This is a genomic window from Porphyromonas gulae DSM 15663, from assembly GCF_000378065.1.
GTDB lineage: Bacteria > Bacteroidota > Bacteroidia > Bacteroidales > Porphyromonadaceae > Porphyromonas > Porphyromonas gulae.
In genome coordinates, this window is record NZ_KB899148.1 from 16,069 (window position 1) to 42,616 (window position 26,548).

General features: G+C 48.7%; 18 protein-coding genes, 1 tRNA gene and 1 pseudogene. 11 read left to right on the forward strand and 9 right to left on the reverse strand.

What is annotated here, in order from left to right:
- The first annotated feature begins 405 nt into the window (after window positions 1–405).
- From F452_RS0100750 to F452_RS0100770, 4 genes are all read left to right on the forward strand, one after another.
- Window positions 406–2,058, forward strand: coding sequence for a S8 family peptidase (locus F452_RS0100750; RefSeq protein ID WP_018964355.1), 1,653 nt, complete (start codon window positions 406–408; stop codon window positions 2,056–2,058).
- A gap of 93 nt (window positions 2,059–2,151) precedes the next feature.
- Window positions 2,152–2,388 (forward strand): protease inhibitor I9 family protein, encoded by a 237-nt coding sequence (locus tag F452_RS0100755; RefSeq protein WP_018964356.1) that lies wholly within the window; start codon window positions 2,152–2,154, stop codon window positions 2,386–2,388.
- A 613-nt stretch (window positions 2,389–3,001) separates the two neighbouring features.
- A complete protein-coding gene (locus tag F452_RS0100765; protein WP_018964358.1) occupies window positions 3,002–4,462 on the forward strand; it encodes a C2 family cysteine protease in 1,461 nt (486 codons plus the stop codon).
- 579 nt (window positions 4,463–5,041) lie between these two features.
- On the forward strand, window positions 5,042–5,461 hold the full coding sequence (locus F452_RS0100770) for an HU family DNA-binding protein (RefSeq protein WP_018964359.1): 420 nt from the start codon (window positions 5,042–5,044) through the stop codon (window positions 5,459–5,461).
- 41 nt (window positions 5,462–5,502) lie between these two features.
- Here the strand turns inward: F452_RS0100770 and F452_RS0100775 are convergent, their stop codons facing one another.
- Complete coding sequence (locus tag F452_RS0100775) at window positions 5,503–8,709, reverse strand: glycoside hydrolase family 2 TIM barrel-domain containing protein (RefSeq protein WP_018964360.1); 3,207 nt, start codon at window positions 8,707–8,709, stop codon at window positions 5,503–5,505.
- Between the two features lie 126 nt (window positions 8,710–8,835).
- Window positions 8,836–8,909 (reverse strand) — tRNA-Ile (locus F452_RS0100780).
- A 176-nt stretch (window positions 8,910–9,085) separates the two neighbouring features.
- Here F452_RS0100780 and radC point away from each other — a divergent pair.
- The gene (gene radC, locus F452_RS0100785; protein ID WP_018964361.1) at window positions 9,086–9,778 is read left to right on the forward strand and encodes a RadC family protein; all 693 of its coding nucleotides are present in this window, start codon (window positions 9,086–9,088) and stop codon (window positions 9,776–9,778) included.
- A gap of 169 nt (window positions 9,779–9,947) precedes the next feature.
- On the opposite strand, the gene F452_RS0100790 is transcribed toward radC, so the two are convergent.
- Complete coding sequence (locus tag F452_RS0100790) at window positions 9,948–10,466, reverse strand: hypothetical protein (protein WP_018964362.1); 519 nt, start codon at window positions 10,464–10,466, stop codon at window positions 9,948–9,950.
- Window positions 10,467–10,834: 368 nt separating this feature from the next.
- Here F452_RS0100790 and F452_RS13140 point away from each other — a divergent pair.
- The 5 genes and pseudogenes from F452_RS13140 to rlmD all read left to right on the forward strand — a co-directional run.
- Window positions 10,835–11,049 (forward strand): annotated as a pseudogene (locus F452_RS13140) (hypothetical protein); the annotation flags it as partial.
- Window positions 11,050–11,256: 207 nt separating this feature from the next.
- On the forward strand, window positions 11,257–12,300 hold the full coding sequence (locus tag F452_RS0100800; RefSeq protein ID WP_033317098.1) for a DHH family phosphoesterase: 1,044 nt from the start codon (window positions 11,257–11,259) through the stop codon (window positions 12,298–12,300).
- Between the two features lie 83 nt (window positions 12,301–12,383).
- Window positions 12,384–12,980, forward strand: coding sequence for a DUF4827 domain-containing protein (locus F452_RS0100805; RefSeq protein WP_018964366.1), 597 nt, complete (start codon window positions 12,384–12,386; stop codon window positions 12,978–12,980).
- 53 nt (window positions 12,981–13,033) lie between these two features.
- The gene (gene glmM / locus F452_RS0100810; protein WP_018964367.1) at window positions 13,034–14,422 is read left to right on the forward strand and encodes a phosphoglucosamine mutase; all 1,389 of its coding nucleotides are present in this window, start codon (window positions 13,034–13,036) and stop codon (window positions 14,420–14,422) included.
- 46 nt (window positions 14,423–14,468) lie between these two features.
- Window positions 14,469–15,905 carry a 23S rRNA (uracil(1939)-C(5))-methyltransferase RlmD gene (gene rlmD, locus F452_RS0100815; protein WP_018964368.1) on the forward strand — a complete coding sequence of 479 codons (1,437 nt, stop codon included), beginning with the start codon at window positions 14,469–14,471 and terminating at the stop codon, window positions 15,903–15,905.
- A 248-nt stretch (window positions 15,906–16,153) separates the two neighbouring features.
- On the opposite strand, the gene tamL is transcribed toward rlmD, so the two are convergent.
- The 6 genes from tamL to F452_RS0100845 all read right to left on the reverse strand — a co-directional run bounded on the left by tamL (window position 16,154) and on the right by F452_RS0100845 (window position 25,157).
- Window positions 16,154–18,478, reverse strand: a complete 2,325-nt coding sequence (gene tamL, locus F452_RS0100820) for a translocation and assembly module lipoprotein TamL (protein WP_033317099.1) — start codon at window positions 18,476–18,478, stop codon at window positions 16,154–16,156.
- Window positions 18,479–18,503: 25 nt separating this feature from the next.
- Entirely contained in the window at window positions 18,504–19,253 is a 750-nt protein-coding gene (locus F452_RS0100825) for a shikimate dehydrogenase family protein (protein WP_018964370.1), read from the reverse strand.
- Window positions 19,250–19,987: a bifunctional demethylmenaquinone methyltransferase/2-methoxy-6-polyprenyl-1,4-benzoquinol methylase UbiE gene (ubiE, locus tag F452_RS0100830; protein WP_018964371.1), complete on the reverse strand. Its 738-nt coding sequence runs from the start codon at window positions 19,985–19,987 to the stop codon at window positions 19,250–19,252. Before ubiE ends, F452_RS0100825 begins: the two co-directional genes overlap by 4 nt.
- Window positions 19,988–20,018: 31 nt before the next feature.
- Complete coding sequence (locus F452_RS0100835; protein ID WP_018964372.1) at window positions 20,019–20,960, reverse strand: phosphoribosylaminoimidazolesuccinocarboxamide synthase; 942 nt, start codon at window positions 20,958–20,960, stop codon at window positions 20,019–20,021.
- Between the two features lie 49 nt (window positions 20,961–21,009).
- Complete coding sequence (locus F452_RS0100840; RefSeq protein ID WP_018964373.1) at window positions 21,010–22,002, reverse strand: PhoH family protein; 993 nt, start codon at window positions 22,000–22,002, stop codon at window positions 21,010–21,012.
- An 839-nt stretch (window positions 22,003–22,841) separates the two neighbouring features.
- On the reverse strand, window positions 22,842–25,157 hold the full coding sequence (locus F452_RS0100845) for a GH92 family glycosyl hydrolase (protein WP_018964374.1): 2,316 nt from the start codon (window positions 25,155–25,157) through the stop codon (window positions 22,842–22,844).
- Window positions 25,158–25,294: 137 nt separating this feature from the next.
- Here F452_RS0100845 and F452_RS0100850 point away from each other — a divergent pair, with 137 nt between their 5' ends.
- Window positions 25,295–26,512, forward strand: a complete 1,218-nt coding sequence (locus tag F452_RS0100850) for an S-adenosylmethionine:tRNA ribosyltransferase-isomerase (RefSeq protein WP_018964375.1) — start codon at window positions 25,295–25,297, stop codon at window positions 26,510–26,512.
- The last annotated feature ends 36 nt before the right edge of the window (window positions 26,513–26,548 follow it).

Here is a 26,548-nt window from a genome sequence, read left to right on the forward strand (position 1 = left end):
TCATGTAAAAATCACCTGTTTTTGCTCTTGTACTCGTAAGTGATTGAAATAATGTGCATTAACCACTTTTGCATGCGTGATTTGTCCAAATTGCACCTTGATTCGTTAGTTTTTTTGTACACAAATGCGTGATTTGTCCAAGAAAATGCGTGATTTGTACAAGACCTTTCCTTAATATATTCTTTCATTTGTGTGACTCTTAAAGTGTAAGAGCTAAAAGTCACAGTTTAATCAATCTAAAATTTTTCAATTATCACAGAAAAGTAGTATAATAATCAAAACACAAAAAGAAGTCTAAAGGAAGGGTTAACTACCCGGTTTGACAAAAGAAATGGAGCCAGAAACCATTAAAAACGGGGCGGATTCGAAAAGCCATACGAGTAGTAAATTTAATAAATAACAACTATGCCTAACAAAAACAACAAAAGATTCTTAGTAACCTATGCAGATCAAGAAATTAGCAAAGCCTCTGTATCAAAACTGTTAAAAGTAAACCAATCAAATGTAAAGGAAGGGGTATCTTTCATGTCTGCCGAAAGAGCCGCTTTGGAAGATAATGTCTTGCATTTTGAAAACCTTGGTATTTCAGTGCTTGAACTTACATCGGAAGGAGCAAAGAAACTTGCAACTCAGAAAGGTGTCTTGGCAGTAGAAGAAGATACAAAGGTATTTGCCTTGGGTTTGGGCATGGAGCCAAAAGGGTTCGACCATAACTATCAGCCAGAGGTTTACATCAATCAGGAGGAAATGGCGAAGTTAGAAGCAAGCAAGAGCAAAGGAGCTGCAAGAGTTAAAGGCGATCTTCGCACAAAAGAAGCCTTTACTGAAACCGTTGTGCCGTTTAAAGTTCAGAGCGAAGGCACGATAGTGGGAGACAAAACAGTTCCCGAAGAAGAATCTAAGCCTTTTAGCCTTCAAAGATGTTCCGGTCAAAGCAATTTAGTTGCCGACAAGTCATTGGAAACCGATAAGCAAACTCAAACGCAAGAAGGTGGTTTTGCTGATGGATACAAGAAGGCAATGGTCGATATGTTCTCGTCAATGTTAGATGCAAATCTCAAGAAAGACGCTTCAAAATCTTGTGATGTTGCAGCTGCATCGGCACAAACACTCGACTCTACTATGGATATAAATGCTTCGTACATTCCTTGGAATATCAAAATGGTAAAAGCGCCTGGAGCATGGGCAAGGGGCTATGATGGCTGGAATGTAAAAGTTGCCGTATTGGATACCGGTATTGATTATAACCACCCTGATTTATGGATTTATGGTGGTGTTGACTTCTCTGGTTCAGGAAGTTATATGGATTATTGTGGACACGGTACGCATTGTGCTGGTATTATTGCAGCAAGAGAGTATCGGGGGCAAACTGTAGGCGTTGCTCCTCGCGCCAGACTTTATGCCGTAAAGGTTCTGGGTGATGATGGATTCGGATATGTAAGTGATATAATTGCAGGAATGGATTGGTGTGTGGGGAATGGCATTAAGGTGGCAAGTATGAGTTTAGGTGGTTCCTACGCTCCGACTGAAGCTTATAAAAACGCTGTTTCAAGATGCCAGCTAAATGGAGTTCTTGTTGTTGCAGCGGCAGGCAATGGTGGGGACGGATACTTCCCATGGGTAGGTGCTCCCGCTAATTCAGCCAGAGATAATTGGTGGAGTACAAGTCCGATAGCAGTTGGTGCTGTTGATTGGAATAATAATCTTGCTTCTTTCTCATCAAGAGGACGACAATATTTGCCATGGAATCCTGTCGGTTGTGTTGCTCCTGGAGTAAGCATCACATCAACCTATTTAAATAACGGTTATGCGTATATGGACGGTACAAGTATGGCTTGTCCACATGTTGCAGGACTTGCAGCTTTACTATGGGAAAGATGGGGCCATAGTGTGAATACATACTGGATTAAGAAGCAAATATTGATAGGTTCTTACTACGGGCATCCATATCCAAAAAGCGTGGAAAAGGGATTTGGTCTTATCAATTGTGATAGGGTAGTTTCAACCGATGAAACCGTCTTCTATGACAGTTGGAAAGAATGGTATCTATTTTGGTAAATGTAGTACGAAGCAACACACAAAAGGCATCAGCTTAGTGTGAAGATTTCGTTGTAGCTTTGACATTGATGTGAAACATTAAAATTGAATGTTATGGACAAAATTAGTTTTGAACTTCAAAGAGAGATAAACTCGAAACCGTTCGGAGAATTTGATGTTATTATCACATTGATGGAAGGCGTGAATGCAGAATCTCTCAACTTGAAAAACTATCGGGTGTTGATGAGCAACATCTTGGCTGCCAGACTGACTGCAAAAGAATTGCAGGCATTGGCACAGAACGAAGGTGTAAAAGCCATAGAGCCTGATGTTCAAGTAGGGATACTGTAATTCGATAACATTAATACAAAAGGGGCTGTGTCAAAATTCATTTTTGGCGCAGCCCCCTTTATTTTCTCGTCAGTTCGATCTAAGCCCGACTTCCCTATTCAGGGCTGACGCATTAAAAACAGCTTTCTAAGTACTTTTATAGTCATTAAAGCCCCGTTAGTTGTGTATCATTCTCTATTTGAAAGCCTCTGCATGGTTCCGGACCCACGGATAGAGCGTAAAAAATTTATCCTCTTGACTTTTTACTCCTGATCGTTTTCCTCTCAATACAATTTTAATGTGTCGCCCCTGCTGCTGAGGTGCCTTGTCTGAAAAAACACCTTTGTATTTTTTCAAAACACTTTTCGTGCACATTTCATGTAAAAATTACCTGTTTTTGCTCTTGTACTCGTAAGCGATTGAAATAATGCGTATTAAACTCTTTTGCATGCGTGATTTGTCCAAATTGCACTCAAGATTCGTCAGTTTTTTTGTAGACAAATGCGTGATTTGTCCAAGGGAATGCGTGATTTGTCCAAGTCTTTCCCACAATATGTTACTTCATTTGTGCGACTCTTAAAGTACAAGAAAAGAGTCAAAAGTCACAGTTTAATCGACCTAAAGTTTTTCAATTATGGCGAAAAAATTAGTACCACAACTAATTTCAAAAGAAAGATTGCAGAAATTAGAAGCAAAAGCAACTCTTACTCCTCAACAAGAGGAAGCGAAAGCTCGTAAAATCGAAAGGGAGGAAGCCAAGCTTAAAGAACTGAACATTCCTGTCGAATCTAAAGAATGTAAAGATTGCAGCCCTACAGGGATGATCAATCCGTATGCACTTACAGAAGTTGTTTTAGAGAGACCATTGGATTGGAGCAACCCACGGACTACCGATATAGTAGAACGTGTGTTGGGCTCAAGCATGCAAGATCTATCCAAAGGTGACTCTATATTAGGAGCCGGAAGAGACCGGGATGCTGAGGTCAAAATCGTGGATTCGGCTTTGACTAAGACCCAAAGAGGGCAGGACGGTCTGGAGAGAATCCTTGAATCGTTCAACGATTATGACATGCCTCCCGAAGAAAAAGAAGAAGCTGCCTCAAAGGCAAGAAAAGAAGCCAAAAAACTTGACATCAACGACCTCAGAGAGCAAGCACTGTCATCCACTACTATCACAAAGGAGATCAGCAAAATCATCCTTCCGACAAAAAATTTAAGAGATGATCATAATACAGTGCATCAGTACAGAGAAGTCGGCTTCCAGAGCAATGGAGCACATAATCTGTGGGACACAGTAGTCCAAGGAGCCGTTGGCGATTGTTACATGCTTGCAGCTTTGTCGGCTATAGCCTGGGTACATCCCGCTCTATTGAATATGGATGTGGACATCATGTCGAATCAAGATGAATGGCGACTCTATCGCTACTTCATAGGGCGTTCAGGACAGTCAATACCATGCTCATCGGGAGCAGGAATTTCCACCAATGAAATTCTTCAGAGAGGATATTACAAAGTTCCGATCTATGCAAGAAGCCGCTATTGGTTCAACGGAGAATACTGGCCCGCTCTTTTCGAACAAGCGTATGCGAACTGGAAATTTCCTAATGCATCTAAAGAGAACGCAATCAAACAAATTGCAGGAGGCTTTCCCCACGAAGCACTTTGTGAACTGAGTGGAGATAGCTGGTTTGTCAGCAATTATCATATGCTTTCTTCTTTCACAGATGAGACATTACTAAATTTCATGAAAAATAATTGCCAGGATTATAAGACGACAAAACCGATGACAATTTCAACTGGAGGCATAGATGAAGATGAGCGTGTATTCGATCCTGTTCCAAATATGAATGGGATTGTGCAGCTGCATGCTTATACAGTTTTGGGATATACAGTTTCCAATGATGGCTATTACCTGATTATCCGCAATCCATGGGGAGTGGTTGAGCCAACAGGAGATGGAGTACTAAGTAAAAGAGACTGGGTTACTCACTTCGAAAACAAAAAGTACTTCAATCTATCCAAAGACGATGGCATTTTCGCACTCCGACTTGACAAAGTGAGAGAGAACTTCAGCTACATCGGATATATGTATTAATATCAGATATATTACGGTTTGAGAACGATGGAGGCTGCCCGGTAGAGCGGGCAGCCTCTTCTTTTTCCTGTACACGTCACACATCACCGAAAGTGTGGTGCGTAAACTTTTTTGTTTTGGCTCGGGAAATAGAAAACTCTCACGCCACAAAACAAAAAGGTTTTCGCGCTGCTCTTTCCAGAAACATGCACTACGATCAGATCTTTTCCGGTTCGGTAACAGGTTCTTAGCCGTGGATCTGTCTGCTCAATTCCGAATCGACAAAGCTCCATACCCAAGTATATACTATAGGATCGACAAGATTCTTCTATTATATCTCATTGCAACTATTGAGAGTATTGTCTGAAAGCTTAGGAGTTTTTGATAGAATACTTAGAACTATTTGATAGAAAGCTTAAGAGCTTTTTGAAAAAAGCTTAGGAGCTTTTAATAGAATACTTAGAACTATTCGACAGAAAACTTAGGAGTATTTTGAATAGTTTTCAATACCTTTGCCCCTATACATCAAGAAGATTCGGGAATAAACCGCTGCTATTCCGGATTTTACCTAAAGACAATAAAGGAAAAAACGATTGAGATATGTCCAATAAACCTCTACAATTCGTCCTCGTGGAACGCAAATTGAACGTCGGTGCAAATGCAGGAAAAGTCGTGCAGATTGCCCAGCCGACGGGCAGACATCGAGTAAGTTTTCGCAGTTTCTGCGAGCGTGTGGCAAAGTCCACTTCCTTCAATCGTCAGGAAGTGGAAGCGGTTTTGAATTACGCCACCGAAATTGCCCGAGACATCGTAGCAAACGGAGACATCGTAGAGTTTGGTGATTTGGGTACGCTCAAGCCTTCGTTCAAGAGCAAAGCCGTTCCGAAAGGGGAGGTTTTCAGCATACAGAAGCATATCGAAAAACCCATCGTACGCCTCAATCCATCGAAGAAATACTTTACGCTTACCGATGTGTGCTACGAACGAATGCCTGCCAAGCCCAAGGGAAATACAAAATAATGTCCCGCTCTCTTCGTATTCGGAGTAGCTGCGGACATATATCAGTGAGGACGAAAACGAAGTTCGAAGGAGTATGTGCCCGATGAAGGGCAAAGGTATGCCGGAGCAGTACCGGGGCCGCAGCTACCATTGCCCAATCCGCGCTGCATATAGTCGAAGCGCAAAATATGATGCGTGGGCGCGGATAACTCCCATCGGTGGCGAGTCTGTGCAAGAACCTCGTCGTCATAGGGAAGAATGGAGAAATCGACCTGCCCCGATACTTCCACCCTGATACCCCTACCGGATTCATCCGTCAGGGTCAGAGCTCTAAGGCCGGTCCTATTGCCCATACTCTGGGGGCGTACATAGGATTCGACCATATGGCTCACGCGGTCGGAATACAATCCGAAGAAAGCACTCTGCCTGCGATCCACATAATTCTCATGAGGGCCTCGTGCCAGATATTCGATTCGATCCATCTGCAAGGGCAGGTACATTTTTATCCCAAGTCTACGCAACTTATCTGCCTGTTCCTTTTCGGGCGTGAAGTCTGCCCGAATATCCACCGTACCGTCTCCATATATATAATAGGTAAGGCGATAAGGGCAGAGGGCATGATGCGATGCCGTGAGGGTCACCCGTGTGGAATCGGCATTGACCTCGTAGGAAGGAACAGCGGGCTGTACCTGACTTGCCGGTGCTCCGGGGGGAATACTTCCGTAGGGGGAGTCGTTCTCCACCCAGCGGAAATTGTCATAGACAGGGCCTCCCTTCGGGACGATCACAGAGCAGTCGCCATAGTTCCAACGAATAAGCTCTGCCGTATGAAGATCGAATACGAGCTGCACTCTGTCATTAGCGATACGAAGGTGATCCCCTTCCGTCGTCACTTGCAGCGTGGGCATCCGCTCGGGCAGGAGGGAAGCAAAACCTTCTCTTTGTGCAAGTGTAAACTGTTCGGATGCTACCGTGTGTCCCTTATCAGCCCAAGTGGTGGCTTCACGAAGGAAGAGTTCGAAATTGATATGGTAGTCGCGAGTCGAATACATTGGAATATCGGCGACGGGTATTCTCAACGCTGTTTTTTCTCCAGCCGGCAGTTCGGGTAAATCCATTTCTCCGCTTTCGATCACACAGCCGTCGGAGAGGAGCTTGAAACGAAGCCCGAAGCGATTCAAGTCCGTAAAGGAGTAGGCATTTCGCAGAGAGAGCAGTTTGCTTTTACTGTCGTATGCGTCGAATTTCACATGCTGATACACTTTCTTCACTTCGTACAACTTCGGAGTCCATGAGCGGTCAGCCGTCACAAGCCCGTTGTTCACGAAATTTCCCTGATGAGGTCCCGGATAGTCGTATCCGGTATGCAGGCGATAGAGTCCACGTTTGATTTCGGAAGGATCGTAGATGGCCTGATCCACCCAGTCCCATATACAACCGCCTATACCGGCACTGCTCCGTTCTATTATATCCCAATAGTCCTGCAAATTGCCGACACCGTTGCCCATGGCATGCGCATATTCGCACATGAAATAGGGCTTTCCCTCCGTCCCCCGACCATTGGCTCCGGCCTGTACCTGAGCAAGGGAAGGATACATAACGGAATGCAGATCGGTATATTCCGTTCCGCCACGGGTGGCACCCTCGTAGTGAATGATGCGCGAATCGAGTGCACGAACCGCCGCATAGGTATGTCGGAAGTTTTCTCCCCCACCCGATTCATTGCCGAGCGACCAGAACAAAACCGAGGGATGATTCCGATCCCGACAGACCATACGGACGGTGCGATCCACGTACTGCGCCCGCCACGATTCGGCATTGGTGATACCGCCTTTCTCCCCATGGTCATCCCAGTTCTTATGACACTCCAGATCGGCTTCGTCCATGACATAGAGGCCGTAGTAATCACATAGTGCATACATCTTGGGCTGCCGTGGATAATGGCTCGTACGAAGGGTATTGATGTTGGCCTGCTTCATCATCGTTATGTCCTTGATCATTGTAGGCAAGTCGATGCTGCGGCCGTGAAGCGGATGCGTATCCTGCGTATTGACTCCCTTGAACAGTACTTTACGACCATTCAGATACACCGATTGATCGCGAATTTCCGACTGACGGAATCCATACTTGGTGGCAAAGGCCAATTCTTCGCGCCCCTTTTCATCCCACTGGGTAATAATAAGAGTATAGAGCGTAGGTATCTCGGCTGTCCACAGAGATAGATTGCGAAGATCGGCTTTCCGGAAGTGAAGGCTTTGTTTCTGTTCTCCCACAGACAGTCGGGTTTGCTTCCGTTCCTCCCAGAGCATTCTCCCTTGGGGATCCATGAGACGTATTCCGACAGTCTTACGTGTGGGCGATCCGTCTCTGTTGTCCATATCTACGGCTACGGATATTTCCCCTGTAGTATAGTCGGATTCGGGATGCAGCTTGCTCGTAATGTAATGATCCCGAATGGAAGTACGAGGCGTGGCGTACAGATAGACATCCCGATGCAATCCGCTCATATGGAACATATCCTGTCCCTCCAAATAGGAAGCATCCGTCCAGCGGACTACTTGTATGCTCACATTGTTCTGTCCCGTACGAACTGCCGCACTGATGTCGAACTCGGCATCGTTATTGCCCCCTTGGGTATAGCCGACATAACGCCCGTTTACCCACACATAAGCCCCACTATAGAGGCCATCGAAATGGAGATAAACGCGCTTCTTTTCCCAGCCTGTCGGAAGGATAAAGTCACGCCGATAGGAACCTGTCGGATTGGGATCCACTGCCGAAGCATAAGCCTTCTGAATCCGAATAAATGGAGGATTGTCCTCGAAGATGTGATTTACATTGATATATAAAGGTGTATCCCAACCTTTCATCTGCCAGCACGATGGTACTGTGATGGTATCCCATGCAGACACATCGAACAGATCCTCGACAAAATCGGTACGGGCAGTACGGGTATCGGGAGAATAACGAAAATGCCACAAGCCGTTCAGTGATAAAAATTCTGCCTGCGAAGGAGTGAGCCAAGGTTTCTGATACCGCTCATCAGCCTGCAACAAGGCCGTTGTAGCATAGGGCATAAAGGTGGCGTGGCCGTCTTCTTTGTTTTCGCCAAACACCGTTTCATCTTCCCAATACGGCCTCTTCCCAGAAATAAGACTGTCGGACGACATGGATAAAGCTCCGTTTCCGTATAATACGGTAGCCCATGAGATACTGCAAACAGAGGAAAACAGTATGAAAATCGAAAGGATTCGCCGGCTTATCTTCATAAATACTTGGTTGTTTAGTGAAGCAAAGATAAACGGAGTTTGCTCCGCATAATATAAAAGCCATCCTTCTAAGCGTTACTATCGCAGGGAAACGAAAAAAGGGATACTCTCGTACCCCTTTCATCGTGGTCCCACTTGGGCTTGAACCAAGGACTCCCTGATTATGAGTCAGGTGCTCTAACCAACTGAGCTATAGGACCTGCATTGCCTGTATAGACCTGCAATTGCGGTGCAAAGATAAGTTTTTTCCTCAATATGCAATAGTCATCAAAAAAATCTTTGTGGTTGAAAAACAAGAGAATTTCCACTCCAAGCCTTTCCTTAACCTCCAAATCGGACTACCTTTATCGCCCCGAATAACCCCACACGTACTGCAATGGAGAAAATGACTATCAAGCAGCTGCACGAATCCGATCGCCCCCGAGAGAAAATGATCCGATTCGGTGCTCGCTGCCTGACTGATGCCGAGCTGCTGGCCATCCTCATCGGATCGGGTAATGACCGGCAGACAGCCGTCCAACTGGCTCAAGAGATTCTGTCCAAGATGGATAACAGCCTGCCACGTCTGGCCAAATCCGACATACAAGAGCTGACCGGTAAATTCCGAGGTATGGGACCGGCAAAAGCAGTCACCGTGATGGCAGCAATGGAACTATCCCGACGTATTCCTTCGCAAGAGATGCCTCGTAGAGAATCCATCACCGACAGCCGGATGGCCTATCGCGCTATAAGTCCATTCCTCACAGACCTACCACAAGAAGAAATGTGGGTGTTACTCCTCAACCAAAGCGGAAAGATAATCGCCACGGAGAACCTTAGCCGAGGAGGCATATCGGAGACTTCGGCCGATGTCCGTCTGATCATGCACAAAGCCGTCTCCCATCTTGCCTCAGCAATTATTCTGGCACACAATCATCCTTCGGGAACGGTACGACCAAGCGAACAGGATATTCAGCTTACCCAAAGGGTACAGAAGGCTGCCACATTGCTGGGATTTCGGCTAAACGACCATTTGATCATCGGTGACGATGGGGCGTATTTCAGTTTCGCCGACGAAGGCCTTCTCTAATGTTTCACTGAATTCATACAAGCAAATGGTGCGAAAAGGAATATGCTATAAGAACAGAGGGTATTGATTCTGACATTGCCTAAAGATAACCCATCAAAAACCAAGCCGGCACCCCTGCTAATGCAGAAATGCCGGCTTCATATTATTTTTTCCGAAAAAGGATGGATGCTTATTTTTTGTACAACACGAACTGCATGTTTTGATCGGTATCCGTCACGCTCAGTGTAATCGTATTCTTCTCCCAGTCCAAGAGGCCATCGATAACACCGGTATTGTTGAGTCCGATTTCTATTTCACCAACAAGCTCGAGAAGTGTAGCATGAGCTGTATCAAGAACAACCTTTTTCGTAGCCATGTCATACTTATAAGACACTTTGTGCTTTATATATGCCTCCATGAGGTTTGCTTCCGTTCCATAGGCTTGTGACATAATAGCTTCAGTCTTGGACACAAAGGATACCGACATTGTGATCCGTCCGTCTTCGTCCGGATCAACCAAATCTTCCGTATCGGTTATGGCAGCCATTTCTGCCTCCGTGTACACACGCTCCCAGATGGTGCCTTCGATCACTTTTTCCTGATTGTCCTGATTATCCGGTTTCGGCTCATTCTCCTTCTTACATGAAGCCAATGAGAAAACAGCCACCAGAGCAAAAAGCAGTGTCATCCATTTCATTTTGAGTTGCATCTTCTTGTTTTTTACATTTTATTACGAGGCAATATCGCCAAATGGCGGCAAATATAGCCACAATTTATCTCTCAGGCAAAGTCCTGCGGATTCTATGGTTATCCACACCCAAATGCATCTATGGCTTTGGGTAGAAGGGGCAATTCTCAGACCGAAAAAACCAGAAAAGCCAAACCGAAAATCTGAAAAAATCAGACCAAAAAGTTTTCGTTTTGGCTTGACTTTTTTTCTTTTTACGCTCGGGAACGAAAACTTTTACGCGCCACGTTTTTCAGAACGGAAAATACCGGAAAAAACAGCCATAAACCGGAAATGCAACTTTATCGGATTGCTTTACCTTTGGCTCCCCGATAAAAAGCAATAAAAACATGTGTGGAATAGTAGGATACATAGGGAGCCGTGAGGTATATCCCATTCTGATAAAAGGATTGAAAAGGCTCGAATATCGTGGATACGACAGTACCCCTCTTCCGGAAATATTGCCTTGGTGCACAAAGGCATTATCGAAAACTACTCCACCCTCAAAGCCAAACTACAGGCGCAAGGGGATAGCATTCCGCAGCAATACGATTGCAAAGGTTTGGACGTGGATCAGCCACGCAATTTGGCTAAGTCAGTCATGGTAGAATGACCCTCTATGGACGCCCTAACAGGAATAGACCTACCCTTTTTCCATCGGTAATATCTGTCGGTTTATATCAGTGCGCATTGCAGGGCTTAAGCATTTCTATCTTATCTTTGTACGAATCTCTGAGAAACAAAGCGAAGAAAAGGCTAAAGAGGAAAAGCTATGGCAGGAATAAAAATCGATCCGGCTCCGGTAGCAGCTTTGCGTAAAATGATAGAGGAGGCGGAGCGGATCGCTCTGATCTCGCATACGGCTCCGGACGGCGACTCGGTAGGAAGCAGCATCGGTTTTGCTGCCATGCTGAGAGAAAAAGGCAAGTCCCACATCAGTGTAATCGTACCCGACGATATTCCCCGATACCTGTACTGCATTCCCGGAGCGGACAAAGTAATAGTACACGAGACCCATCCTTCGGAAGCGGAGAAGGCATTGGCAGAAGCCGATCTGGTCTTCTGCATGGATTTCAACGCTCCTCACCGAGTAGCAGGACTGCAAAGCGCATTGGAAAGTTCGTCAGCCCCCAAAGTGCTTATCGATCATCATCTCTATCCGGCGGATATATTCACTCTCAGCTTCAGCTACCCTCCCCTGTCTTCTACTTCGGAGTTGGTCTTGCGTTTGGCCAAGGCCATGGGCATGGCATCCTGCCTGACCCAAGATGCAGCCACGGCTTTGATGACAGGGATACTGACGGATACGGGTGTATTTTCCTACAGCTCTTCCGATCCGGATCTTTATCTGCTTGTAGCAGATCTTATGCGAGCCGGTGCGGACAAAGACACGATCATCCACAACACTTTTCAGCAAAATTCTGAAGGCAAAATGAGGATGCAGGGCTATGTGCTGTACGAGAAAATGACCTTACTGCCGGAAATGGGCGTAGCCTACTTCACGCTGTCAGCCGAGGAGCTGATACGATTCCACAACCGGACAGGCGATACCGACGGACTGGCCAATCTGCCCCTTGATATTGCAGGGATAGAGGCTGTATGCTTCCTGCGAGAGGACAAGAATCAGATCAAGCTCTCATTCCGCTCCACGGGCAACTATCCGGTGAACACCCTTGCCGAGAACTTCGGTGGTGGTGGGCACAAGAATGCTGCCGGCGGCGAATTCCAAGGCAGTCTGGAGGAAGCCACAGAGAAGCTGCTGAAGATTTGGAAAGACTTCAACCCCAAGAATTACAACAATAAAAATCAACAATAATCATCTCTCTTCCCTCTCTTTTTTCCCTGTCGAAAAGGCCGTAGAGGTGGAGAATATTTCTGACCAAGATGAAAAGGATAATAATGATCTTGCTGCCGGTTTTGGCCATAGGTATGGCTGTTTTGACATTGGGCAGCTGTAAGAAAAGCGACATCAAATCGCTCAAAGAAATGAAGAAGGACGAACGCAAAGCCATCGAATCCTTCATCAACAGGATGGGTTTTACCATCAAAGAAGGGCATGAGGGACAAAGCGAATTCGATCCCAATATCATGTACCACTTCGACAACGATCTTTATATGCAGGTGATAGACAAGGGCAAAGAAGCTCCTGTGCTGAACAAGACCAAGATCAACGTCAGGATGGAGGGCTTCATGTTCAATCGTGAGAGGGACTCCATCTATGCCTTTAACAGCCTCACTTCAGGCGGCTTTCAGGAGAGCGTGTTCCGCTATATATATAAGTACAACGATGGGGATATTCACTTCGAGCTGATCAAGTGCACGACCGGTGCCAACTTGGATATGTTTGTCTGCGAAGGAGTCGCTTTCCCCATGACCATGCTTGGCAATGGTGCCCGTGTGCGCCTGATCGTACCTTTCCGAATCGGCCCGGAATCACTCTATTCGCGAGGCCTGACCGGATACTACAAGGAAGTGGAATACGTATTTCGGGACTGACCTCCCCCGACCTCTAATCTTAGGAATCTATTCATCTAACATCACACAATATCATGACGTTGATCAAATCAATCTCCGGCATACGAGGCACGATAGGCGGTATGGCCGATGAGGGCTTGAACCCTATCAGCATAGCCCAATTCACAGCCGCTTATGCTCATTTCATCAAAAAGTTAACCAAAGCTACACGCCCTCGCATCGTAGTCGGCAGGGATGCCCGTCCGTCCGGACTCATGGTCAAGAATGTCGTCTTCGGCTCTCTTATGGGCATGGGATGCGATGTAGTAGATATAGATTTGGCTACGACTCCCACTACCGAGATGGCCGTCACGGGCTGTGGAGCGGATGGCGGTATCATCATTACGGCCAGCCACAATCCGGTACAGTGGAATGCGCTGAAGCTCTTAGGCCCTTCCGGTGAGTTTCTGAACGATGCGGAAGGGAAAGAAATCCTTAGGATAGCAGATGCCGGCGAAGCGGAGTTCGCTCCGGTGGAGAAGATGGGGCGCATCGCCGATACGCTGGACTACACACCGGCACATATCAAAGCCGTATTGGCATTGCCGTCGGTCGATGTGGCTGCCATCCGCGCAGCCAAATTCAAGGTAGCTATCGACTGTGTCAATTCCGTAGGAGGAATAGCGATACCGGCCCTATTGACTGCTTTGGGAGTGGAGAACGTCTTCCCTCTTTACTGCACACCGGACGGACAGTTTCCTCACAATCCCGAACCTCTGCCGCAGAATCTGACCGAAATATGCAAGGTAGTCAAGGAGAAGAAAGCCAATGTGGGCTTCGTGGTCGATCCCGATGTGGATCGCTTGGCTATCGTAGACGAGAACGGAGAGTTTTTCGGAGAAGAATATACTCTCGTGGCCATAGCCGATTATCTGCTGGGACTCAACGGTGGCGGCAATACGGTATCGAACCTCAGCTCCACTCGTGCCCTTCGCGATGTAACGACCCGACATGGTGGGAAATACGAAGCAGCAGCCGTCGGAGAGGTGAACGTAGTGACGAAGATGAAAGAAATCGGTGCCCTCATCGGAGGAGAAGGCAACGGCGGAGTAATCCTGCCGGAGCTTCACTATGGACGCGATGCATTGGTGGGAATAGCCCTATTCCTCACATACATGGCCAAGCGCAAGGAGACGGTGAGCCGAATTCGAGCCGAATACCCTGCATATTTTATGAGCAAGCAGCGAGTGGACACCCCTGTGGGTACCGATACACAGCGTCTGCTTCAGACCATGTTCGAAAGGTATAAGAACGAGCAGATCAGTACCGTGGACGGCGTGAAGATCGATTTTCCCGATAGCTGGGTACATATGCGCAGGAGCAATACCGAGCCTATCGTCAGGATCTACACCGAAGCCCGGACGGAAAAGGAAGCACAGGACTTGGCCGATCGTTTCCGTTCGGAGATAGAGCGAGAGCTGTAAGCCGGCTCTTTCAAAATCAAGACAACAGCTTATAACAGATCATTCATTGGCAAGAAAGAAAAAAGAGCTTCCCCTCATTACAGGGGTGGAAATAACGGATCTGGCGGCAGAGGGCAATGCTCTCTGCCGCATTGATGATCTGGTGATGTTCGTGCCTTTCGCCGCACCGGGCGACCGCTGCACCGTTCAGGTGGTAAAGAAAAAGCGCAACTTCATGCAGGGGCGAATCGTCTCGATCGAAAGCCCCTCGCCGATCAGGAAAGAGCCTTTCTGTACGCACTTCGCCGTCTGTGGCGGATGCAAATGGCAGCACATCCCATACGAAGTACAGCTCCGAGCCAAGGAGCAGCAAGTGACCGATGCACTCGTGCGTCTGGGCAAGGTGGAAGTGGAGGAGATGCAGCCGATCCTCGGATCGGAACAGACGGAATATTACCGCAATAAGCTCGAATTTACATTCAGCAACAAACGTTGGCTACTGCCCGAAGAGGTACAGGAAGTCGATGGCGACTTCTCTCCCGAAGTGCGATACGGACTCGGATTCCATATCCCCGGCATGTTCGACAAGGTATTGGACATTCGCGAATGCCATTTGGGGGCTAAGGTATCGGACGAAATACGTCTCTTCATCCGCGAATATTGCATGCAGGATCCGGAGCGTTATCCCTTCTTCGACCTGAGAAATCAGGAGGGTCTGATGCGAACGCTGATGATCCGGACTACATCCACAGGAGAGCTGATGGTGGTCGTGGTCTTCTTCCGTGACGATGTTGCTGCTCGCGAAGCTCTGCTTGCGGCCGTAGCAGAGCGTTTCCCTCAGATCACCTCGCTCCTCTACGTGATCAATACCAAGTGCAACGACACGATAGGCGATCAGGAAGTGCTCCTGTACTATGGCAGGGAGTATATCGAAGAGGAAATGGAGGGACTGAAGTTCAAGATCGGGGCTAAATCTTTCTACCAGACCAATAGCCGGCAGGCCTACCAACTCTATCGGATAGCGCGCGAATTTGCCGGTCTCACGGGGGACGAACTGGTTTACGACCTCTATACCGGCACAGGGACGATTGCCAACTTCGTAGCCCGACAAGCCCGTCGGGTAATCGGTATCGAATACGTGCCCGAAGCCATCAAGGACGCCCGTACGAACAGCTGTTTGAACGGGATCGAGAATACTCTCTTCTATGCAGGAGATATGAAAGACATCCTGACCAGTGACTTCATCGAACAGCATGGACGTCCGGATGTCATCATTACGGATCCGCCCCGAGCCGGCATGCACGAGAGTGTGATCGATGCTATCCTCTTTGCTGCGCCCAAGAAGATAGTCTATGTCAGTTGCAATCCTGCCACACAAGCTCGCGATTTGGCTCTGCTGATGGCAGACGGCAGATACCGAGCCGTAAAATCCCGTCCGGTAGATATGTTTCCCCACACGCACCATGTAGAGAATGTGGTACTCCTCGTTCGAAATGCCGGATAGAGGCTTCGTATTGTGAAATCCTCCGACCTGTAAATATCGAGCCGACGGACTTAATAGTATAAACCTTTCCGACTTTATACTATACCCCTCTACCCCTTTATACTATAAACCCTCCATACTTTATACTGTAACCCCTACCCCCCTTTATACTATAAAGCCTCCACACTTTATAGTATAAAGTCTGCGGGCTTTATAGTCGGAGGTAGTAAAGGGATGATTGCGGAGCCAAGCTTGTGCAAGAAAAAGGATCAGAACGGATACCCTACCGCAATGTGCCAAGCGAAGTTGGAAGAAAAGTTCGGGCGCGTGATAGCCCATTTGTAACGCCCCGTTTGCTGAGGGTCATAGGCCTTCAGGCCGGCATCCAGCCGTACAAGGAAATAATCGAAGTCGAGACGAAGCCCCAGACCGTAGGCCAAAGCGATTTCCTTATAGAAGCGATCGAAACGGAAGAGACCGCCCTCCTGATTCTCATACTCCTTTATCGTCCATACATTGCCGGCATCGACAAAAGCTGCTGCGCGAAACTTCCAGAACAACTTTGTCCTGTATTCGACATTCAGGTCTAGACGAATATCTCCCATCTGATCGAAGAAGGTCTTGTCCGGAGTCAGCTTCATGCTACCCGGCCCCAGCGTACGGACACTCCAGCCACGAACGCTGTTCGATCCTCCGGCAAAGTAACGTAACTCAAAGGGTATATGGCGGGCATTGCCATAAGGGAAAGCCAAACCGAAGCCCAGATGCAGTGCCAAAGTATTGTCCTTTTCGAGAAGAACGGTTTTGGCCAGATCGAGATCGAGCTTGACGAACTGAGCATAGTGCAGCCCGAACATTTCATACGACCCATGCTCGTCCTTCGGAGAATCGGACAGATAAGAAATGGCTTGCAGCAGGTTGCCGGCTGTTTGGATACTGAATCGCGCCGTAAAAGGATTGGCTACGGTACGCTCCATGGACGAAGCCGTAGTATAGTTCAGTATATATGCCGAACCGAGAATGAACTGCTCCGTGTAGTTATACAAGGCAGTCGTAGGAGGAAGGGATTGGGCGAAGTCGGGATCGATATACGGGAGATGGAGATAATCGACATCCAGCAGGCGGATCGTATGACGCAAACGATTGTGCAGATAGGTCTGCCATGAATAGTTGAGCTGAGCGGAGAGAATTACCCGATCGAACTCCGGACGGGTCTGGTAATTGTATCCGATTTTCCATTCCGTGGATGCCCGTAGCCGCCTGCGTGTCTGGTCAGATATAAAGGGGAAGAGGAGACGGGGAAAACGGAGGGAGCTTTCCGCACCGTATTCCATGAAGCTGTGCGAACCTTTGCGAATGGCTTCGTACGCACCCTTGAGTTTGACATTCAACATTTCCCCTCCGCGAAACAAATTCCGATCGGTAAAACCGAGAGACAAGGCTGCCCCGAAGTCTCCTGCCGAATTGGTGCCGAGCACCTCGGCTTCGAACGATTTGCTCTTGGCCGGAACGGTAAGAATATAGCAATCCACAAGTCGCGAGCTATCCGCCGGAGCAATCTCATCATTACCATTGTACTCCACAAATCGGATATTCACGTTCCGAATGATGGGGAGCGCATTCAGCTTGATATAAGAGCGTTCCACATCATCCTCACAGAACAAAGCTCCCGGAGTAACCGACACCGACCGCGCGAGAGCCGATGCCCGAATATAACGTCCCCTGCCCCCATAGTAAACAGTGTAATCGCCACGCGAAACCGAATCAATACGTGGCAGTTCCTGAACTCTGAAATCCGATTCGAGAGGATCATAATCGGCATGGAAGAATACCCTGCCGATCCGATATGGATAACGCCCGATACCATTGACCACCAATTTCAGATCGGCAGATTTCGTACCCGATCCTGCTGAAACGGTAGTGTCAGCTTCATAATAAATGTCCTCAGCGGAAAACCTCCAGAAACCATTGTTACGCATATAGCGAGCTATCGCTTTTCTTTCTTCATCGAGTACGATGGGCGACAAGGGAGAGCCTTCGCTGATCCCGACCTTGTATGCCGAAGGAAGCGAATCGACAAGCGTAATGGCAGGAAGAAGCGGATTCCTCACTTCCATATCCATATTCCGTATATAGTAGCGACTTCCTGGCTGAATCAGATAAGTAATGCGTGCTTTCTTGTACAGGCCGGTATCTACCATGGTACGAGCAGTGGCGTCGAGAAAGCCATCGCCGGCCATCGCCTTTGCCAGACGGTTGGCAGTACGCTCGGTGAGGACGGAATCGATGAGGACAGGTGGTTCACCCATTTTCCGGAGCGAACGGTTCCACCAGCTGTTGCTGTTCGGGTTCGAGCTACTATAGACGCGCAGTAGCCAGCGAGTCATCCCGAAGAGTCTGTAATTGGGCTGCTGGAGGGTATAGTCCCGTATATCTTCCGGCAGAGCGATGCTGTCCGTTTCGCTTACGATCGTTACCCTGTCCAGCAGTCTGCCGCCGTCCGGCACATAACGGGTGACCGAGCAGGAGGAAGCAAGCATGATAAGCAAGCAGCCGGCAATGCCGATTAGATACCGAACAGAACACGAGGACATAGAAGAACAGATATACGGAGAGAGACTATTGTTCGTTCCAGATACGCCAACTACACAACGCCTGTATGAGCAGCATCTCCAATCCATTCTGTACAGAAGCACCCTGTGCTTGAGCGCGATGCATGAAGATCGTTTCCTGCGGATTATAGATCAGATCATAACAGAGATGCTCTGCACCTATACCTTCGAACGGAATAGGCGGACATTGGTCTATATGTGGATACATACCCACCGGAGTGGCATTGACAATCAACTTGTGCCGTTCGATAATCTCCGGCGTCAGATCCGAATATGCATACACACCGATAGCCGAAGGCGTGCGACTGACCTGTCGATGTACTATTCCCATCTTTTTCAAAGCTCGCATCACAGCCAGTGCTGCCCCACCCGATCCCAAGACAAGAGCTTGCGTATGCCACGGCTTTCGGATCAGCTCCAGACTATCGGCAAAGCCTTTCACATCGGTATTATAACCGACGAGACGAGGACGGCGAAAACGCGCACGTTCTATCCGAATCGTATTGACGGCTCCGGTCAATTCCGCTTCCTCGTCTATCCGATCCAGATAGCGCATCACCTCCACTTTGTAGGGCGATGTCACGTTGAACCCCTGAAGAGAGGGATGGAGTGAAAGCAGACTCTTCAGTTGGGCGAGCGATTCCAGTGGGAAAAGTTCGTAGACGGCATTGATTCCCTCCATCTTGAATTTGGAGTTGAAGAATTCGGCAGACAGCGAATGAGCCAGCGGATAGCCGATCAGACCGTACTTTTTCATTTCAGTCCCATATAAACGGTTGCCGCCTCCAGCGAAAGGGTACGATAATACGCTTCCCGAAATCCGACGGAGAGCATCAGATCCGTCAGTTCCTCTCGTTGGGGCATGACGGCTATCGATTCGGGAAGATAGGTATAGGCCTCCGCATCCTGCGACAAGAAACGACCGACAACAGGTATCACATGCGAAGCATAGAAATTATATCCCTGCTTCCATGGGAAACTCACCGGACGGGAAAGCTCCAGTATCATCAGGGGAGCACCCTCGTTGAGCACACGATACATTTCCTCCAAGCCGAGCTTGATATTCACAAAGTTGCGCACGCCGAAAGCCACTGTAACCGCATCGAAACTATGATCTGCGAAGGGAAGATCGAGGCAATCTTTCTGCATGAAAGTAATCCGATCATCCAAATTCTCCGAACGCACCTTCTGCTCCCCTATCCTCATCATTTCCAACGAAAGATCGACACCCGTCACCTGCTTGACGGAAGGGATATGCCTGCATATCTCGATGGCCAAATCACCCGTTCCGGTAGCCACATCCAGCACCGTACGCGGAGCAAAAGGTTCGATCATACGGATAGCCTTCTGCCGCCATACACGATCCATCCCCCAAGAAAAGAGGTGATTGAGCCGATCGTAATGTCCGGCAATATGGTTGAACATGGCCTCCACCTGTTCATCCTTGGGTCGTTCGGTATCGTAGGGTGTTATTCTTTCAGGACTTTGCATGGCACATGATTATTCGGCTATCGGCCGAATGTTATCGCAGATAGTCTGTTATGTTCTTTTCTATTCTTTCTGCCAAATTGCTCAGGTCTGCCTTTTCGAAGGGCTTGCCCACTACCCGCTCGTACAATTCGATATAGCGTTCCGACACGCTGTCGCAATATGCTTCCGTCATTTCCGGTATTTGCTGACCGGGCTTACCTTGAAAACCGTTTTCGATCAGCCACTGACGGACAAACTCCTTGGAGAGTTGCTTTTGTGCTTCACCTCGTTCGAATCGCTCCTGATAGCCCTCAGCATAGAAGTAGCGAGAAGAGTCCGGCGTATGTATCTCATCGATCAGATAGATCTTACCATCTTTTTTGCCGAATTCGTATTTGGTATCCACCAGAATAAGTCCTTTCTCCGCAGCCATCTGAGTACCGCGCTCGAAAAGTGCGTAGGTATAGCGTTCTATCTGCTCGTAGTCCTCTTTAGACACCAGCCCCTGAGCAATGATTTCCTGACGAGAGATATTCTCATCGTGACCCTCATCGGCCTTGGTCGTAGGGGTGATAATGGGATGTTCGAAACGCTGGTTTTCGCGCATGCCCTCGGGAAGAGGCAGACCGCAAAGCACTCGCTCGCCGGCAGCATAGGCACGCCATGCACTTCCTGTGATGTAGCCGCGGATGACCATCTCCACCTTGAACGGTTCGCAACGGTGTCCGACAGTAACCATCGGGTCGGGCGTAGCTATCTTCCAGTTCGGAACTATATCGCGAGTGGCATCGAGGTAGTGTGCCGCTATCTGATTGAGTACCTGACCCTTGTAAGGGATACCGGCCGGAAGGACTACGTCGAAAGCCGATATGCGATCCGTGGCTATCATGACCAGAAGATCGTTCTCCAGCGTATATACGTCGCGCACCTTGCCGTGATACACGGCTTTCTGTCCCGGCAGTCTGAAGTCGGTACGAGCTAATGTTTCTTTCATCGTGAATTGTATGCTTAGTGATTCGTAATAATATCGGTATCGCCTGATTCTATATGGTTTGCGCAACGACAGCTGCAGCTTCGGCCTCCTTTTTCCGTTCGGCATCGTACCGGTCGTAGGCATCCACCACACGCTGTACGAGCGGATGGCGCACTATATCAGCGCGTTGGAATGCAATATAGCCTATCCCTCTCGTTCCTTGGAGGATATTCAGAGCCTGACGCAGACCGGAGTGCACACCTCTGGGAAGATCGGTCTGCGTAATGTCGCCGGTGACGATCATCTTGGCATTGGCACCAAGGCGGGTCAGGAACATTTTCATCTGCAACTCGGTCGTATTCTGAGCTTCGTCCAGAATGACCACGGCATCGTTGAGCGTACGTCCTCTCATATAGGCCAATGGTGCTATCTGGATGATGTTGTTTTCGATGTACTCTTTTAGCTTCACGGCAGGGATCATCTCCTCCAGCGCATCATACAGAGGCTGCAAGTAGGGATCGAGCTTATCTTTCATCTCACCGGGCAGAAATCCCAGCTTCTCGCCGGCTTCCACAGCAGGACGTGAGAGAATGATACGGCGCACCTGCTTACTTTTCAGGGCACGGACAGCCAGACTGATGGCTACGAAGGTCTTGCCTGTTCCGGCAGGGCCGATGGCAAAAACGAGATCGTTGGCCTCGAAAGCCTCCACGAGCTTCTGCTGATTATCGCCTCTGGCAACGATGCTCTTGCCTCCTGTTCCGTGCAGGATGAGATGCTTGGGTATATCGTCGGCAGGTAACTTGGCTCCCTGAGCAATGCGCAGGATCACATCTTCGGGCAGGAGGTTGTACTCACGGCAGTATGCCACCATCGGCTCCAAGACATCGAGGAAACGATCCGTCTCGCGCGAATCGCCCATGATCTTGAGCACATTGTGGTGTGCCACCAGGCGCAGCTTCGGGAAGAGCGTACGCAGGAGCATAAGATTGCTGTTATTTACACCGAGGAAAGCCTGTACATCGACATCTTCCAATACGTAAATTCTCTCTGTAATCAGCATATGTATCCAATAACAACGGTGCAAATGTAGTCTTTTTCATTCCATTTAGGTTCGCAAAAAAACATAGAATGAGACTGTTGCACAATAACCTCCCCCCCTCATATCGATCAAGACAGATACATGCATTGATTTGACGAAGAAAGGAGAGCTTCATGCGATCTCTCTGCAAACCTCAAGTAATCTGAAAAACACTTAAGAATCAGCTCTGCGGCAAAAGACTTCAATGAAAGTCCTATAAAATAGTTGCAAACAGCTGATAGTTAGCGTATTGATGGGAGCAGAGTCAGCTGACAATCGCGTCCTGCATCGTGCAGGAAGCAAGAATCAACTGACAATCGCGTCCTGCATCGTGCAGGGAGCAAGAATCAGCTGACAATCGCGTCCTGCATCGTGCAGGAAGCAAGAATCAACTGACAATCGCGTCCTGCATCGTGCAGGAAGCAAGAATCAACTGACAATCGCGTCCTGCATCGTGCAGGAAGCAAGAATCAGCTGACAATCGCGTCCTGCATCGTGCAGGGAGCAAGAATCAGCTGACAATCGCGTCCTGCATCGTGCAGGAAGCAAGAAACAGCCGACAATCATTCCTTATTTCTCGCCTATCGGCACAAGCATTGATTTGACGAGGAAAGGAGTACTTCTCTAATGGAAACTTGATGAAATTTCTGTTTGCTTGCTGTGTCCATATACCGAAGGTTTGACCTTTCCCGAAGACACTAAGAATCAGCTCTGCAGCAAAAGAGCTCGATGAAACTCCCATGCAACAGTCTCAGGATGCAGTTGCAACCTTCTGTATCAAAAACTCAGGTATATGCTTGTAATCCTAAGCAACTTCGGCTTTATCGAGGACGATTGCTTAGTTCGTAACGGAGGTGACCGCAGCGCACCAAATCGGCATGGCTGATATGCCTTGTTCCATGCGGAAGTGTTTTATTGCCAAGAGAAACCGTATGGATGTAAATGGAATCTGTCGGTTGATTCTCTGTATTGGTCGTAATGACCAACTCCCCCTGAGGATAATACTGCGGATTGAGCCGAATCCTAACTCGGGGGAATACCGGCGAGGTCAGTGTATAGGTGGGGCTGCCCGGACAGTCGGGGTAGAATCCCAGCATGGAATAGACAAGCCAAGCACTCATCGTACCGGCATCGTCATTGCCGGGCAAGCCGTTAGGAGCATTGCGGAAATGTTTGGCTATCAACTCTCGGGTCAATTTCTGCGTTCGCCATGCTTCCTTGGGGAAATAGGAGAAGAGGTAAGGATAGGCGATGTCCGGCTCATTGGTCGGATCGTAATGTCCTTCGTCGAAAATTTTCTGCAACCTCTCCGAAAAAATCTTTGCTCCTCCCATCAGGCGGGCAAGCCCTTGTATATCGTGGGGGACGAAAAAGGCATAGTTATAAGCACTGCCCTCATGGAAACCCGGGTTAGGCTCGAAGTTTTCGCCCTGTTTGGGATCGAAAGGAGTAAGGAATGATCCATCCGGCAGCAACGGACGCAGCATACCGTACTCCTTATTATAATAGTGTCTGTAGCCCAACGAGCGTTTTCCGAATAGAGCTGCGTCTTCTTTATGCCCAAGTGCGTGGGCAAACCGGGACAGATTCCAGTCGGCCAGATAGTATTCCAGCGCATGCGATACGGAATTGTCGTACTGTTCGCGAAGCGGTACGAAGCCGAGGGTGAGATAGTCGTCGTTGTCGGGACGGATCGGATGGGTCGCTCCTGCCGAAGAAGCATTTTTTTTCATGGCTTCATAGGCCGTTGCCGTATCGAAAGCACGAAGGCCCCTTTGCCAAGTGTCATTGATGACGATGAGCGAGGGGTCGCCCTCCATCGTCAGGGTCTCCTGTCCATACAGCTCCCATCTCGGCAACCAACCGCTCTCTCGGTACATATCGATCAGTGTCCGTACCATGTCCAACTGCTTCTCCGGATAGAGGAGGCAGAGCAGCGGATGTACATTGCGGTACGTGTCCCAAAGAGAGAATACGGTGTAGCGGTCATGATCCGTAGTGCCCGTTTTGCCACTGCCCATCATTGGATATTCCCCATTGGCATCCTGTAAGATATTCGGATGTATCAGCAGGTGATAGAGTGCGGTATAGAATATCGTCCTTTCATCCGGTGTGCCTCCTTCCACTTCCACCGTACCGAGAGCTTCCTCCCAATGTTCTATGGCACGGGAGCGTATAGCGGAGAAAGCCTTGGCCGGATTCCCTCCGGCATTTTTGAATACCTCCCCTTGTTCCGCTTCCAGATTATAGAGCGCATTGGCTTCGCTGACGAATGAAACAGCCGATCGTACATAGATCTTTTCCCCCTGATCGCAGTTGAACGAGAATCGGACACCGATGTCATCACCGCTCATCTCACGCCTGTAGCTATCGTACAGCTTATATTTTCCTGCTGTCGAATCCCATTGGGCTTCCACCGTCATAGACGGCTGCTTCTTCCAATAGCCGGCAGAGATCGGTCGCCGACTCACCTGAAAGACGAAATACTGACGAAAAACCGCCTGCGGATTGTAGCAGAACGTCCCCATCATCCTGCTGCCGACCACCGTAGAGTCGTTTAAGAATCGAACAGAGGCTCCCGATTCATTGCTTAGGGCCTGTCCCAGATTCAGCAGGATATGGCCTTTTCCTTCGGGAAAAGCAAATTCGGTCAAAGCAGTCCGCTCGGTTACGGTCACGGCTGCATCTATACCGTATTTGTCCAGCACCGCCTTGTATTCTCCCGGTCGGGCATATTCTCGGCTAAGCGAAGAGCCGTAGTGGCGGTAGTCAGGATCGAACGTACCGGAAGTGGCCATCAGCAGCATTCCGCTCAGTTCGGGACAGCCTACTCCACTCAGATTCACATGGCTGAAACCGATGCAGTAACTATTGTCGGCCGAATAAGGTGCACTCCACCAACGCGAATCTTTGTCGAAGCGATTCTTTGTCGATCCGCTGACATTGAAAGGGGTAACGCTCATCAACCCATTGGGCAATACTGCTCCCGGATTCGTGGTGCCGTAATTAGCCGTTCCGATAAAGGGATTGACATATTCTGTCAGTCGTCTACCCGAAGAGACAGAGCTTTGTGCATCGGCAGCAAATACTATCAGCGACAGACAGCAATAGAGGAGGAAGTTTCGGATCGTCAGCATGGTTCTTGATCGTCTGTAGTTCATACAGTGACAAAGGTAAACGATCTGTGATATGTAAGAACCGACTTAACCATTGGGAAAAGAGAATGTTCGGCCGTAGTATTTGCTAATTTTGCCGCGCAAAATATCATACCACGATGATTACAACCACGGATATTTCCATTGCCGACTACGACTATCCCCTGCCCGAAGAACGGATTGCCAAACATGCTTTGCCACAGCGCGATGCTTGTAAACTACTCGTTTATGACAAGGGTGAGATAAAGGATGCCGTATTTTCCCAACTATCGGAAGTGCTGCCATCGGGCAGTATGCTGGTCAGGAATAATACCCGTGTCATTCGTGCCCGTTTGCTTTTTCGCAAGTCCACGGGAGCAAGCATCGAGGTATTCTGCCTCGAACCTGTCAGCCCTGCACAGTACGAACTCTCGCTCACAGCTCGTGGCTCCTGCGTCTGGCACTGTATGGTAGGCAATGCCAAAAGATGGCGGTCAGGCGACTTGCAGATGGAGATCTCTTCTCCGCATGGCGATAGCATCTTATTGACAGCCTCTCACGATCCTGCGGCAGATGGATATATCCGTTTCAGCTGGGAAAATGATCACTACACCTTTGGCGAAATCCTCGAAATGGCCGGTATCCTCCCTATTCCCCCCTATCTCAATCGGGATACCGAAGAGGAAGACTTGGAAACCTACCAAACTGTCTATGCCAAAAATCAGGGTTCGGTGGCAGCACCTACGGCCGGGCTGCATTTCACGGAGGAGGAGTTCGAACGGCTAAGAGCACAAGGCACGCCGGTTGTGGATGTTACCCTGCATGTCGGAGCCGGCACTTTCCGTCCCGTCAAAAGCGAGACTATCGGTGAACACCGGATGCACCGCGAGCTGATAGTCATCGAACGTTCATCGCTGGAAGCCCTGCGTGATTGGCAGGGTAGCATCGTTGCTGTCGGAACAACCTCCGTACGAACACTCGAAAGCCTCTATTGGCTGGGGAGAAGCCTCTCGATCGGACCGCATACACCGCAAGAGTCCTTAAAGGTCAATCAGTGGGAAGCCTATGAGAATGAAGATGCAACCCTGTCTCGTAGTGAGACCATCCGCATAATACTCGATTGGATGGACGAGCAAGGAGTCGAAACGCTGATCTTCCCAACCGAGATTCTTATTGCTCCGGGCTATCGCTATCGGATGGTCGATGCCATGATTACCAATTTTCATCAACCGCGCAGTACCCTCTTGCTGCTTGTCTCTGCTTTCATCGGAGAGGATTGGAAGGCTGTTTACCACCATGCCCTCGAATCGGGCTATCGCTTCCTGAGCTATGGCGATGGTTCATTGCTGATCCCCTAAGCCGGTTTCCCAATCTTTCAAAAGCTATTTCCGCGC